9 protein-coding genes, 1 tRNA gene and 1 pseudogene are annotated in these 15689 nt (G+C 32.9%); 2 read left to right on the top strand and 9 right to left on the bottom strand.

Annotation, left to right across the window (positions count from 1 at the left end; all coding sequences use genetic code 11):
* Window positions 1-66: 66 nt before the first annotated feature.
* Window positions 67-516, bottom strand: a complete 450-nt coding sequence (locus OF897_RS19800; RefSeq protein WP_267267394.1) for a GAF domain-containing protein — start codon at window positions 514-516, stop codon at window positions 67-69.
* A gap of 12 nt (window positions 517-528) precedes the next feature.
* A complete protein-coding gene (locus tag OF897_RS19795) occupies window positions 529-1956 on the bottom strand; it encodes a TonB-dependent receptor (RefSeq protein WP_267267393.1) in 1428 nt (475 codons plus the stop codon).
* 53 nt (window positions 1957-2009) lie between these two features.
* Here OF897_RS19795 and OF897_RS19790 point away from each other — a divergent pair, with 53 nt between their 5' ends.
* Entirely contained in the window at window positions 2010-2777 is a 768-nt protein-coding gene (locus tag OF897_RS19790) for an MBL fold metallo-hydrolase (protein WP_267267392.1), read from the top strand.
* 78 nt (window positions 2778-2855) lie between these two features.
* Window positions 2856-2935: transfer RNA gene (locus tag OF897_RS19785), tRNA-Leu, on the top strand.
* Between the two features lie 323 nt (window positions 2936-3258).
* Here OF897_RS19785 and OF897_RS19780 read toward each other — a convergent pair.
* The 7 genes and pseudogenes from OF897_RS19780 to OF897_RS19750 form a co-directional block, all read right to left on the bottom strand.
* The gene (locus OF897_RS19780) at window positions 3259-8901 is read right to left on the bottom strand and encodes a pyocin knob domain-containing protein (RefSeq protein ID WP_267267391.1); all 5643 of its coding nucleotides are present in this window, start codon (window positions 8899-8901) and stop codon (window positions 3259-3261) included.
* 53 nt (window positions 8902-8954) lie between these two features.
* Complete coding sequence (locus OF897_RS19775) at window positions 8955-9977, bottom strand: hypothetical protein (RefSeq protein WP_267267390.1); 1023 nt, start codon at window positions 9975-9977, stop codon at window positions 8955-8957.
* A 14-nt stretch (window positions 9978-9991) separates the two neighbouring features.
* On the bottom strand, window positions 9992-10819 hold the full coding sequence (locus OF897_RS19770) for a hypothetical protein (protein WP_267267389.1): 828 nt from the start codon (window positions 10817-10819) through the stop codon (window positions 9992-9994).
* Between the two features lie 597 nt (window positions 10820-11416).
* Entirely contained in the window at window positions 11417-11857 is a 441-nt protein-coding gene (locus OF897_RS19765; RefSeq protein ID WP_267267388.1) for a lysozyme, read from the bottom strand.
* Window positions 11854-12417: a hypothetical protein gene (locus OF897_RS19760; protein WP_267267387.1), complete on the bottom strand. Its 564-nt coding sequence runs from the start codon at window positions 12415-12417 to the stop codon at window positions 11854-11856. Before OF897_RS19760 ends, OF897_RS19765 begins: the two co-directional genes overlap by 4 nt.
* A 91-nt stretch (window positions 12418-12508) precedes the next feature.
* Window positions 12509-13822, bottom strand: a complete 1314-nt coding sequence (locus OF897_RS19755; RefSeq protein WP_267267386.1) for an ATP-binding protein — start codon at window positions 13820-13822, stop codon at window positions 12509-12511.
* A 273-nt stretch (window positions 13823-14095) separates the two neighbouring features.
* Window positions 14096-15689: pseudogene (locus OF897_RS19750) on the bottom strand (hypothetical protein); the annotation flags it as partial.

The raw sequence follows: 15689 nt of genomic DNA, 5'->3' as shown, positions 1-15689 counted from the left end.
TTTGCTAAAATTTCAAACAAAAAAACTCCGACGAAAATCGGAGTTTATATTTTAATTTAAATAAGATTACAAAATCTTTGAAACTTCATTACAAAGCCATTCCAGCAATTCTAAATCTTCTTTTGTAAAAGGATCGATAGTATGAGAATCAATATCGATTTGCCCAATATTTTCTCCGTTTTTGAAGATAGGAACTACAATTTCCGCCTTTGTATCGATTGAACAGCTCAAATAATTATCCTGCAAATGCACATCAGGAACAATGAACGTTTGGTTTGAAACAGCAACCTGCCCGCAAATTCCTTTACCGTAAGGAATAATGATGTGATCGGTTTCTGCTCCAACATAAGGGCCTAATTTTAACTCATCTTTATCTCCGTTTTTGAAATAAAAACCAGTCCAGTTGAAATAAGAAATTTCCTGATCCAACAAATGGCAAACTTTCTCAAGTTTCTCCTCAGTATTATGTTTTGGACTTTCTAAAATAAATGAAAGTCTTTTTTTTAATTCAGACATTATAATAATTTTTTATGAAAATTGTTTTAGAGACAGCTCGTTTTTAAAACCGAACATCGCTCTTTCTTTTATCATTTCTGCAACTCCTTCCGGAACCTGATTTTCCCAACCACTCATGTTACAGGCAATTTTTCTTAAAATTTCTCTTGAATAAATCTCCAAAAACTCAGGATTGTAATTTTTAATATCTACAATACGATTATTCAACTTGAAATATTTGTATAAATCTTTCAAATTCTCTTCTACTTTTAAGTTTGAAGAATCTAATAACTCATGAGTTTCAGGGTCTTTGTAAGGATAAAGGTAAACCCTCATTCCGTTTCTGAAAAACTTACCAAATGCTTCCAAAATTCCACCTGAAAGATCTTTATAATATTTCTCGTCAAATACCATCAACATGTTGTTTACTCCCATTGTAACGCCAATATCACCGTTTGTATAATGTGAGAAATAATCTATTAATCTGTAATATTCTGAGAAGTTTGAAATGATAACTGTATATCCTAATTTACCAAGAACGTCTACTCTATCAAGGAAATCTCTTTCATCAATATCTCCGTCTGCACGAAGGTTTGAAATGGTAATTTCGATTAAAATCTCTGTTTCTTCCTGAGTACAGATTGCATCTTTTAGAAACATATCGATTCCGCTTTTAAGCATATCAATATTAACCTTTGTAACCGGCCTGAAACTACCTCTTACCGCAAAAATATTTTTCTTATATAAAATATCTGCAGGAAGCATATTGTTCCCTTGAGAATTAAAAATTACAGCATCGGTCATATTATTTTTCACGAGTTGTAAAGACATTAATCGGTTATCAACGTAAGCAAAAGCCGGCCCGTTAAAATCAATCATATCAATCTCAAGACTGTCTATTGCAATATCATCGTAAAGAGACTCGATTAATCTTCGTGGGTTATCGTAATAATGATAAGCTCCGAAAATAAGATTTACACCAAGATTCCCAAGGGTTTCCTGCTGTAAAGTAGCATCATTTTCTTTGAATTTAACGTGGATTACAATTTCATTATAATCTTCATTTTCATTCACCTGAAAACGAATTCCTACCCAACCGTGACCTTTTACCGTTTTATCAAAATTGATTGTGGTTACCGTATTTGCGTAAGAAAAATACTTTCTCCCGGGATTGTTGTCTCTTGAAATTCTTTCTTCAATAAGTGACACTTCATAACGAAGCATTTTGCGAAGTCTGTTTTGGGTAACATACCTGTTTTTTACTTCTTTTCCGTAGATGGCATCACTAAAATCTTTGTCGTAAGCCGACATTGCCTTAGCAATTGTACCGGAAGCTCCTCCTGCTCTAAAAAAATGTCGAACAGTTTCCTGTCCTGCTCCAATCTCTGCGAAAGTACCGTAAATGGTAGGATCTAGATTAATTGTTAATGCTTTTTGTTTAGGAGTTAATTTCTGATACATTAGGACATTAAATTTTTGTAAATTTACCAAAATTAAAACAACCTCAAAACAAAATGAAGTTGAAATTTTTAGGAACAGGAACTTCACAGGGTGTACCGGTAATTGGCTGCACTTGTGAGGTGTGTACTTCACAAAATCCAAAAGACAGCCGTTTCAGGGCTTCAGCAATGGTCACCACCGATGAAAACCGAAAAATCCTTATCGATTGTGGACCAGATTTCAGGCAACAAATGCTTCTCAACAAAGAAAGTCATGTAGACATTACTCTTCTCACCCATGAACATAACGATCATGTGATTGGTTTGGATGATATGCGCCCTTTGATTTTTAAAAGTGGTGAAAACATGTCCATTTATTGCCTATCAAGAGTTGGAAACGAAGTCAAAAACCGTTTTCCTTACGCTTTCGCAGATGTAAGATATCCCGGAGCGCCGGCTTTCGATTTGCACGAAATTGATAATAAAATTTTCACTGTTTTAGATACTGAAATCACTCCGATTGAAGTTATTCATTATGAAATTTCTGTTTTGGGATATAAGTTTAAAAATCTTGCTTATATAACCGATGCTAATTTCATTTCTGATTCGGAAAAAGAAAAACTTCATGGTTTGGATGTCTTAATTTTAAACTGCATTCGCAAATTTGATCCCCATCCTTCCCATTTTGTGTTGCCGGATATTATAAAACTGTTTGAAGAACTAAAACCTAAGAAATTATTTTTGACTCATATCAGTCATCATTTTGGTTTGCATGACGTTGAAGATAAACAACTTCCACTCGGAATCCACCTTGCTTACGATGGTTTAGAAATAAATTTTTAAAGAAAAGTTGATAAAAAGTTTTTGAATAATAGAAAAAGTTTCTATATTTGCACACCGATTTACAGCACAATAACACTTGCCCAGGTGGCGGAATTGGTAGACGCGCTGGTCTCAAACACCAGTTCTTAGGAGTACCGGTTCGATCCCGGTCCTGGGTACTTTAGGAGATAACTACTTGATAGTTATCTCTTTTTTTATGCACACAAATACCATACTTGAAGCTATTTTTTTATCTATATTTTTTTTAAAACGTTCACATTATTTAGTTATATATAAAAACATTCAGCAAAGCATAGAAATGTTTCGAGATTTCTTCAGATAACGGTAAAAAGAAAAAATGGCAACAACTTAAGATAGTTGGTGCCATTTAACTTTATAAACACTTGCCTCCAAGCAGTTTATAGGCTTAGATATAAATACAGCTCCTATAAAATATTTTAGAAATATGTTTTTAAACTTTTATATTTAACGGTTTTTTAAATTAAATATCATATTGTTTAGCATATACTGGTTTTTCGTCAAATATAAAACCTTTACCTCCGACTATACCTGTTATTTTTTGAAAACCTTGAAGGATAAACATTGTACCGACGTTATCATGCATTACTTCTATATCAGCCTTACTGTAATTAAAAATCTCAATTCTTTGTCCTAATATTGGTTTACTAGGCAGTATAACGGTTCCTCTAGTTACAATATAAATATGTGCATTTCTTGAATTTCTCACGTTTCCGTCTGTGTTATACAAAGGATTCAAAATCAATTGCATATCATCCCCATAAACGTTCGTTGTATCAACAGAAATATTTCCTGCTAACTGAACTTTGTCTTCATCATTGGTTACTTCTTTACCTATGGAAAGCAATTTTGCATCAAAATGAATATTTAAACCTTCAAAATCATTTACTGATGAACCATATTTGAGATATTCATTTATTCTACCAGCATAAAATCTATCATTGCTTAAATCTACTATACCTATCTCACCCCCAATATTATCTTCGCCAAACACTAAATGACCATAACCTATGTTGTTCATTAAATTTACATTAGTAAAACTTGGTGATTGTCCTACTCCTAACCATTGGTTAATGTTATTTAAGAGGTTTAAGTTAGAATGCGTATGAGAACTTCCTCCTGCTGCCGCATTCCATGAATTAATATTTGCCTGAGTAATATTATATACCGGATGTGATTTAGGGATGAAATTCGTGTTTACCCATGCTTGTGTGGCGAAGTCATTTGGATTAAGATTATCGCTTGTCCAAAATTTAATATATTTTTCCCATTTTGATGAATCAAAATCTGCTTTAACAAAACCAATCTCATTACTATATTTTGAAGATATTATAGCTGTTGATTTTTTAACATCTGCCCCTGTATATGAAGATATCCAAAGAGCATCATTCCAAATATCAGGTGCTCCAACATTTGCACCATGCAACATCTGTAGTTTAACTTTACCTCCTCCAAAATATTCTGAATTTGGTTTTTCGAATCCACCTATATAGTCAGAACCTAAGTATTGATTATTATTGTAGTTCTTATGATTATTTACATATGCATCATACCACTGCGAAGAATTACCGTGAATTGTAGATGTGAATGATTCTCCTGTTATAACTTTAGCTCTAAAGTTTTCATATGAACTTCCAGGATTATCAATTATACATATCTGCCCACTTGCATCCATTCGAATTTGAGAAGCAACTAAGCCTGGCTGATGGAAAGAAATACCTGGTATTACAGTAGAACCATTTCCTCTTACCTCAAGTGCAGCTTCGTAATAATTATTACCAGTTCCGCCAGTAAATACTTTTTGTGCAATAATAGTTTGAGGTGTATATATTGATACATAGTTTAATAAATCAGTTTGTGTTGCATAATTTAAAGGATTAAAGTTTTTTTCATCCCAAGTTTTTATCCATCCACTATCGACTCCATTTTCCATTCTTCTATACTGTAGAGAATTCCCTCCAGTCATTTGAACTGCTATCTCTCCATTATATCCGGCTCCATTATTATGAAGCATCTTAATTCTATAATACCAATCATCTGTAGGATTTCCTTGACTAACTCCAGATGTATTAATGTAACCTGCTACTTGCCCCCAGGTGGCATCGGCTAGATTACTTTGACCTCCTGAGTTACCCATTTTCCCCATAATCGTAGGGTTACTTTGCAATCCATTAGATGAATTAACCCAAGTATCTGTTGCATTAGAACCAGCTCTTAAAGCATAATTTTGTGCTATAAATGATTGTGTAGCTAAAAATACATAACCATCTGTTTGATGATATATATATGGTGCGCCTGTTGATAATCCAGAACTAAATCCTAATGCATAAGCATTTTCAAATGAGTTTACTTTTCCATTCAACTGGTTTACGGTAGCATAACTTTGAATATCTTTAGAGTCAATGAGTCTTCGCCACTCTTGTTGACCACCGCCGTACCAAGTTTTATAGTAAATACCTTGTCCAGTAGATGTACGAGCAAATAAAGTAAACCCTAAATTCTTACTATTTGAATCATAAGCGTTAAAATTAGCAAAAGTTCCTTCAATAGTCTTATTAGATAAATCCCCGTCAAAGTCATTTCCGGAATTACCCAATGATACCCATTGATTACCATTAGGAATTAATTCAGATTGATTAGCAACTGTACCATTATAATTTTGATAAAAGTTATTTATATGTCTATGATCTCCCTGCCCTAATAAAACATAATCATTAGATGAGCCCGTTTTTAAGAATCCACCAGCTTCAACATTTTGAGCAAATTTTCCAAAACCTACCCCTGTTACATGAAATAAATTTTCAAGTGTTGAATAATTTTTAACTGCAAATCCACTAGATACTGCAAAACCATCATAATCATCAGAAAAATTTTTAACACTATGGGCTATATCATTTGAACCTTTTAATCTAATTTCTTTCCCATTATCAATTGATAATGATGAATAGAATGAAGATATATCTTTGTAAAACCTTGCTACATAAAATGGATTATCGTTATCATTTCCTGCCCAGAATCTAATTGACTGACCTCCTTGATTAGCCATGATATCTAAACCACCTCCTTGATTTGTTGAAATTCCATAACCAAATTCAACTCCTGAACCCCAATTACCTATATTATAAAAAGATGATTCAGAAGTCACTTTCCCCATAGGTGTTGTGGTAGTACCGCTCCAATTAAATGTTTGAGATTGTACTAATGAAGCATTACCTAATTTTTTTTGATTAATGTCAATATTTTGACTAGAGCCATTATATGGAACATAATTTGACAGATCTGATTGAGTTGCTGGATTGGGTAAATTAGCACTTGTCCAAAACTCATAGTAAGAACCCCAATCTGTAGCATCATAATCTTGTTTAGTAAATCCAATTCTATTATTACTTTTATCAGACCATAAAGCAGTAGAACCTTTAACATCTGAACCTACATAAGAAGATAACCAAAGTACATCAGACCAACCTAATCCTGAATTAACATTACCACCATTAAGCATTTGAAGCTTTAATTTACCTGCTCCAAAATATGACGAGTTTGGTTTTTCATTACCGCCACCTACATAATCAGAGCCAAGCCATTGATTATTTCCGATTGCTTTATGATTACCCCAAATATATGCTGATTGCCATTCTGATGAATTACCATTACCACTATAAACAGTATTCGGGAAATTTGTATTTCCTGATTCATCAAGAATTGTTGCGGTTCTTACAATGTTTGCAAAAACACCACTATATTGGCGAACGTAAATTGGTTCATTACCATCATCACCTGTTGCAATTTCTAAATAACCTTGGTTTGAACCAGCCGTATTACCATAAACCCTCCAATAATCATTATCACCAATGTTACCCATAATTCCACCAACATTATTGGCGAAATTAATCATACCCGTCATTGTATCGCCTGACTTTGAAACTTTTTCATTTAGTTGAGAAATCGTAGCATAGTTACTGAGATTAAGCGCATTGATTGCAGCAGTAATATCACTGTTTTTAGCAATTCTTTCCCATGAACCCCAATTACCAGCAACAGCAGTTCTTATATACATTGAATCATTTGTACCACTACTGTAAGGAATAGCTATTTGCGCTCTATATCCTCCAGCCGTGTACGAACCTAATTGGATAATATAATGATAATCGGCAGTAAGTCCTTGTCCTGGATTAAATCCCTCTGCGTTATAAATTCCTGGTTCTAATGTCAACGAATTTAATTCAGCAAGAGAAATATTTACATTTCTTAAACTTCCTGCTGTCGCTACATTCTTTATTGCATCCGCTGTATTATCTACATTTCCTAAGCCAACATCAGTTCTTGTTAAATTAACAATACCGGTTTGCCCATTTACTGATTGAACAGCTCCTGATGCAATTTGGATATATGTTGAACCACTCCATCGATACGTGTGATTTGTATCTGTTGATACATATATTTTACCTGTTTCCCCAACAGTAGGGAAGCTTGATAAACTACTAAACTCTAAAACATCATCTACATAACTAGGTAATTGTGATTCAGGAACTTTACCTCCATTGTCTAATGTAGCAACACCATTGGCTTGACCTTTTTCGGATGAAGGTATATAGTTACTTGGTGTAAAATTATGTGAAGTCCAAATAGTACCTGCACCAACACCATTTTTCCAATGTGTTAATTCACCTGATTCAATTTGAATATTTTGTAATGAAGTATTGCCTAAATATAAAGTATTGCCTTGTCCTGATAAAATTTGAGAACCTGTAAAATTGGAAGCCAATAATGAACCACCAGATAATATAACATGGGGTGCAGTTAAACCTCCTGTCATTGTATCGCCCGACTTATTTACTTTTTCTGCAAGTAAGTTTGGGATACTGGAAGTCAGGAAAGTATCTCGTCTAAAATCAACTGGCAAAGCTTGTCCCTCATTAATTAAAGAACTTGTATTACCATCAAATTCAGCGCCCCAATTAAACGAATCGAATGGCACATCGTCCCAACCATATGCCATAAGATCGGTGACGGCTAATCTAGGATAAGCCAAGTACATTACTATATTTACATATAGAATATTATTAGAATCTTTTAAAAACTCTATTCTTATTATGTCTTCAGAATTTCCAGCTTTCCAGGTAATATTTGTTAGATAGTTACTATCAGCATATTTGTAATTATTTACATTAAACTCATAATATGCATGAGCATAGGTATATAATTTAACAGTAAAAGTTCCCATATTTCCAGAAGTCAATCCCGTTCTAATCAGAACTGAATTGTATCCTCCGCTTCCTGAAATATTAACCAAAGAAAGACCTAAACCGTTATGCTTTATACTTCCGTTGGTAATAAATCTATTTACATTACTTATATTCTTACTATTTACGTCGAAATTTTGAGTTGCTCCAGTGTAAGGAACAAAATTTTCTATTTGATCTTTAAAAACAAATTGTCTCCAGTTTCCCCAATTTCCTGCATAAACATTTTTTGAATATACTTCTCCTATATCGTTAAAACCTATTAACTGACCATATCCTCCCGGATGTTTTCCTATAGATATTATTGCATTTGCATTTACAGTCGATGGGAACATATTTGGAGAACTCGGAACATGATTTTCAGAATATTTGAACTTTGAATCTTCATATACTGAATGTATATCAACAGCAGTATTTCCTCCATTATGATATAAGTAATCATGCGTATGTGTAGTTCCTAAGGATTGAACTGCTATTGTACTTCCATCATCTTTTAATAAGTTGTTACCAGTTGCTCCATATTTTACGAAAGCGTTTGCTTTTATATTTCTGTATAAATTACCTTCTGAATTTTGAAATTCAAAAGTACCATCAAGTGCAAATCTTAATTGACCGGATTCACCGCCATAACTATTAAATGCAATACCTGCCGCATAACCATTAACTCCGCTAACTCTTAATGAATTATAAGTCCAATTATTACTACCATCTGATATAAAAGTTTTTAAACCATGAACAGCTTGGTTAGTGTTTATTGTCATCAAAGACAAATCAGCAATAATTTCGCTTACAGTTCTGGTTGATATTTTTTTTGTTGTAGAGTTCCAAACCAACACAGAACCTGTATCGTTTGGAACTCTTTTCACAACAATTTCGCCTTCTACGGCGATGTGATTGTTAAAATATTCAGGTGCGATCATTAATCTAGTCTTGCGGTTAAAGTAATTCTATATTCGTTCGGAGTAAGAGGTATTAAAACATCTATTTGTACATCATTTGCAGATGTCGGTAAACAGCTTAGATTTATTTTTCTATTATCGGCATTACGATAACAGGTATAATCTACATTCATAGTATTCCAACCATGAGAAATTGGAAAAGTAACGGAAGAGCCATCCCCGATTTGCCATGTTTTAGATTTAATTTTTGCATCCAAAACAGCTTTCGTAGATCTTGGAGTCATTGCTTTAACAGCATCGGTTCCAGTAATAGCTTCAACATCTGTTGCGATTTGAATCAATCCTTTCACCGAATCTGTAGCATCTACAATATCAGGAATACCTTTTTCTATAATCTGATAATTCGTAGTTGTATTTGAAGCATTATCGGTATTGGCAATAAGGTGATCTCCAACAGAAACGGGTTCATTTCCAACCCAACCATTTGCGGTAATCACCCAAACCATACCTGTTTTAATGGTAGCTGACGTAATTGGTGAAGGAGCAGTCATTGAACCTTTAGTCGCAGAAGGAATATAACCTCCCGGCTGATAAATTAATGCTCCTGTAAGGCTTTGCCCTATTAAGTTTTCAATATATGTTCGAATCTTATCAGATGACCATGTAAAGGTATTAGAATGAATGGCATCATTCAGGAAAATAGACACAATATCTACATTGGTAAGATTTCTTCCTGCGACTTTAATAACGTGCCCCGAACTGTTTGTCAAGATCTGACTTAGCAATAAAAGCCCACTTGTTTGATCTGTCTGAAATGGATTATTAGTTAGCGGATAATCAGGATGTACATAATTTGAGGCCAAATTAATCCATTTAGTTCCGTTCCATTGGTGCAACTCACCTTTATAATCAATTATCCAACCTGCGGGAGCTAAGCTCGTATCAGGAAATGATTCTGTAAACTGTTGAAATCGGGTACGTTGTAGCTGTCCGAAAAAATTATCCTGATTTGCGTTATTACTTATTACTGCGTTGTTGTTCATAGTTTTTTTTATTTTTATGGTTTAACTTTTAAAATGAGAATGTTAATTGGGTTATCGATATTGCCTACCATGTTAATCTCTATAATTTGGTTGGTTGCATAATCGTCTACGTTTATTTTTTTACCTGTAACACTATCTCGGGCCTGAATGATTACATTTTCGGTTTCAAGAGTATTAGGAAAAACTGTACTTTCTGTGATTTGAACTATTGCACTTGTTGGTGTTTGTGGAATCAGTAAAACTTTATCATAGATTTGTTGATTAAATTCCTGTTGGTTTTTCGGACTGTTTAGCAAATCATAGTCAAATAAAAGCTTTACTTTATCTTCACTTGTTTCGCCCGAAATAGCTTTTAGAGTTTCAATATCCTCACGACTTTTTTTGATGAAATCGACTATTTCCTGAAGTTCATCCAAAGACAGATCATTGGATAATAGTATCTCTTTAATCTTTCCTATTTCTTGTGCTAAATCTTTATCTGCATCTTTCAATACATTAACAAAACCGTCTGCTTGTAATTTAGTGTACACATTCCCCAACTGATCAGAACTGTCGATTGTAGCAACGTTACTGATTCCAAGTTTACTTTTCCAGCTATTAATATCAGTTGAGGTTAGGTTACTTGCATTCAATAAAGCCAGATATTTAGAGTGGGCCTTTGAGTCTTTTAAATGCGCTTGAAATGCTTCTGAACTGACTATTTCCTCGAGTCCTTGAATATTTTCTATAGGAATTGGGTAATCTTTATGATAAAAAGATGAAAACGTTTCTTTAAACTGCGTTTCTGTCGGAAAATCTCCAGTTTCAAACCAACTGAAAATTGTATCTAATGGTGTATTCATTTGTTTTTGAAAATTAGTTTTGATAAAATGATGAAACCGCTCACTTCCAAATTTGGAGTGAGAAAATTGTGTTGATGATAAAAAAGTTGATTTTAGAAAAAGACTTATGATTTATAAGCTTATTACCTTAAATAGAGTCTTTATTTTGAGCGATTATGTGATTTATCACTCTCCCATTATATTAATTTCAAATTTCATCTTTCTTTAGCACTTATGAAAGTTTTTTAACCTCGCTATTCTGTAGTTGCAGTGGCTTCATCTTTCTGAAATATGGTAATTGTGTTTTATAAACTCTTTTTGTGAATATCCGTTTTGATTATAAAGCTTAAATCAACAGTTATTTTGTCATTCAGTAGGAATCTAAACAGCTTTATTCTCAGCATATTCGGATTTATACGGAATGACAAACAAGTCGTTAAAAACTAATTTATTATAATTTACGGACATTCATACTCTTTTATTTCTATAAATGTTTTAACCTCAACATCTGTAGTAAAAATCAAGAAAAAAGGTAAAAATTGATAACTTAGAAAAAGTTGAATCGAGGTAACTTTTTAACGGATATTAATCTTTTTTATCTGATAAAATGTGAATTAATTATTTCAGAAAAAACAAATCAGCTTCAGCTTTTCTGCGTCTGATTAATCCATTCAAAACTTTTCCGCCTGCAGTAATATATCTTGAAGTAAACCAATCTTTTATGATTTCAGGATTTGCTTTTTTATTGATTAAAGAAAATAAAGTATCAGATCCTCCTGTATTGTAAGTATGTGATACTAAAGCATCAAATTGATTTTGCGTAAGATTGATTTTAATTTTGTTTTTAACTATTTTTTCATAAGTTGGTAACACAGATGAAAATAATTCAACTCCTTTTTCTTTACTGATCGCTGGATCTTTTAAGGTTACCTTTTTGCGTCCTGGATAATACGTATTTCCGTAACCAATTGTCGGAATTCCTGCAGAATCCAGATAAGGCTTAGAGCTAAAACCTTCAAATGATAAAATTAAATTGATTCCTTTTTGTGATGTTTTCATTTCTTAAAATATTTATAGACGAAAAAGATGAATAGTAAAAAGATGACAATGATTGTAACTACAATCCACGTTCCGGCTTGAAGACCTTTTGCTTTGATTTCTTTTGTTTCCGTGGAAATTACAGAATCAACTTTTGTAATGTTTTCTTTTGAAACATTGTTCTGAGACAAATCCTGAATAATATGTGTAAAATCTTCTTTTCTAATCTCTGTTTTGTTATTGTCAGTCTTTGTAAAACGGTTGTTGATAATATATTCTGCATTTCCCATAATAGAAATACTTTGAATAGTATCAATTCCCACCACATTATGGAACAGAAAAGGATTTGACAGATCAGATTTTCCTTTAATCGATACATCGCTTGATATTTCATTCTTCTTCTCTAGAAATATTACATCAGCTGTTTCATTTTGAATAAATTTGGAACTTTTTTGACTCAAAGAATCAACTTTTATATTTTCTGCTTCTCTGGTTTTTTCTTTGTAATCGTTTATGATTTTTTGTTTACTTCTGCAGCCAAAAGCAACACTGATAACTGATATCAGTATTAGAATTTTCATTTTCATTAGTTTTATTTTTAAAATTGGGCAAATTCCGAAGCTTTTCCTGAAGTATCAACCCCTTAGAAAAAGCTAATGGGAATTCAAATTTTTATGTGAATATTTTATCTTCTTTTACATATTCTTTTTTAATACTTTCTAAGAATATGTCTAAACTTACTTTGTAATCCGGATGTTTTAAGGCAATTGTTTTCAAACTCACATCTTGAATTACGTTCATAATATTAGAGCCGGTTAACTCGTATTGTTGAGCAATTTGGTCTAAATCAATATCGTCAAGCTGTAATTGTTTGGGTAAATTTTGTTGCCAAATACGCAAACGCTCTTCATGCTTCGGATTATTAAACTTAATGCAGCTATGAAAACGGCGTGTAAAAGCTTTATCCATATTATTTTTAAAATTGGAAGCCAAAATAATAAGCCCTGAAAACGTTTCTATTCGCTGTAACAAATAAGAAACTTCCTGATTGGCATATTTATCATGAGCATCTTTTACAGAGGTTCGTTTTCCGAAAATAGCATCTGCTTCGTCAAAAAATAAAATCCAGTTTTTATTTTCGGCTTTGTCAAATAATTTAGCCAACTGTTTTTCCGTTTCTCCAATGTATTTTGAGACCAACATAGAAACATCAACTCTAAAAACAGGACGTTTGGTATATTTCCCTAAAAGGCTTGCCGCAAGAGTTTTTCCGGTTCCCGGATCTCCGTAAAACAATACCCGGAAACCAGGTTTAAGCTTTTTCCGCATTCCCCAATCTTCCATAAGAATTTTTCCACTGTTATACCATGCTTCAATACTTTGAAGCTCATCTAAAGTCGTTTGTGGAAGTATCAAATCAGTCCATGATCGACTTGTCTGTATTTGTTCTGCAGGAAAATCATTACTCATTTTCGGTAATAACTCTGCTCCGAAAATGATTGTATTAAAAGCTTCCTGATGAACACTAATTTGGCTGTTCATTGGTGTATGATCTTGAGCCGAGCTTGAAAAGGCAATAAGTTCCTCTTTGATCAAAACCGAATCTGAGCCGAAATAATCTAATGCTTTCAATCGTTCTGAAATATTATCTCCTCCTAAAATGTATTGAACCAACTGAATTGTTGGATAAAATAGTCTGCCATTATCATTAAGAGCACAAAAATCAAACAGCGAACTATTTGGAAACTCTAAATAAATACGTTTCAGTAATGACGGATCTAAGCGCGGCAGTAAAGCCATTAACAGAATAATAACTTCCTGATGAGTAAGGTTTTTCTCTGAAATATAATCGCCTAACTGAAAGCCTTCATGGTCATTAGTTTTAAGTTCAGGTGCTTCATCAAAATTTTCTGAAGGATTGTTGATACGCCATGTAATAACATCTTCTAAATGAGTAAATAAATTTTGTATTTGTTCTGGTTTCATTGGTTTTTAGTTTTTATATTTTTTTGATGTTATCTGGCACCAATCATTTCTAGATGTTTATTTCTTACACCTATTAATTAACGTAAATGATATTGGGAAGTCTTACCGAAACTACCTCAGCAGTAGTTTAAGAAACTCTTTTTCTTAGTGAAATTTCTACTCGTTAAAGAATTAATTTCCTGCTTTTATGGAGTTGTTGTTTACTTTTGAAAAATTACAAGATTGAGTTTTTAAAGACTGATGAACCTCAGAAACTATTCATATTAAATATTTTCATTCAGCCCTATTTGTTGCTTCTCCTAATAAATAAGAATTAATTACCAAGTCAGTATAATCATTATCTGACGGATTAATAATTCTTGTAGTCCCATCAGCAATACTTTCAACAATCAAATCAACATAATCTCCTGTATTAGTTTTTCCAATAATTTTTTTAATTCCTACTGCAACATTATTACTCGTAAAAATTAAAGTCGTAAAAGAATTAGCAGATATATTAAACTGTCCTAAAATATGCATATAAGCTGACTCTCCTTCCAAAGCATTTAATCTTCTTTTTGTATAAGATGTTAGACTTTCATTTGAAGAATTATATTTTATAAATTCAGTTTTTTCATCAACATATTTTTTTTGAACAAAAGAATTATCCGTTGAAGGAGTATAAAATAGAGCCGCAGTAATCCCTGTTGATGGATTAATAATAATATTATTATTTTCCGAAGCCGGGTTTCCAACCACAAAATAGCCATTAATTCTTGCCCATCGCTCTACAAAATCGCCGGTTATTAAAGCTCTTGATAGAGTACTTTGCTGAAAACTTCCAAAATTTCCTTCTGCTGTATTCGAATAACCCGTCAATGTATGGTTTGAATGTATAATCAATTTATTGGAAATAGCACCATCTGACTGACCAGCTCCAATACCAATTAAAATATTATTAGAACCAGTTGCACCTTGAGCAGCTGAAGCACCAATAATAATATTCCTATCACCAATAGGTTTCGTATTAGCAGCTTTATAACCAATCACTGTATTCAAATTACCTGCTCCTGAAGCATTAGCATAAGTACCTAAAGAAGTGTTTTTAAAACCTGTTGTTGTTGCCTCATTATTGCCATAACCAACAAAAGTATTCCATTGTGGTGTTGTTATCTTAGTTCCCGCATTATATCCTATAGCTGTATTATATGAACCAGATGTAATAACAGAACCTGTTCCCTGGCCATACAAAGTATTACCATAACCTGTGGTTATATCTCTACCCGAAAACGGTCCTATTGCTAAGTTATACGAACCTGATGTTATATTTTTGAGTGTACTATACCCTATAGCCATATTTACAGATCCTGTTACTCCTGATTTGTTTAAATAATCAGTCTCTGTTATTCCAATATTAAATGTATTAGAATCATTGCTAAAATAGATTGGATCAGTCTGACCACCTATACCAATTGATTTAGGAGAATAATTTCCTCTATTAATAATAGTAGCTAACGTTTCATTTGCTAAATTAGTATCAACATATTTTTTCTGAACATAATCTAAAGCTTCAATATTAGCTGTGTAATCGTCATAACCTGTTAGTCCTCGTGGGGAAACCCCATCTGTTCTAATCCTAAATAAACTTTCTCGCATATATAGTTCTGAAAAATTACCATTACCTGCTGTACCACTACTACGTAATTGAACAGCGTCACTATTAATCATCGCTACATTGCTACTGCGAGGAGTAGCATAAGTTATTTCAAAACGACTTGGGTCAAAACTCATGTTTCCCTCATATCCATCTGAGCCTGTTTTAAAGTTAACATAGTTTAATTTGAAATCTCCTGTTAATGGTTTATTTGGTTCAGTTCCTATAAGCGGT

Source organism: Chryseobacterium formosum (assembly GCF_026460885.1).
Taxonomy (GTDB): domain Bacteria; phylum Bacteroidota; class Bacteroidia; order Flavobacteriales; family Weeksellaceae; genus Chryseobacterium; species Chryseobacterium formosus.
This window is presented reverse-complemented; position numbering and strand designations above follow the sequence as displayed.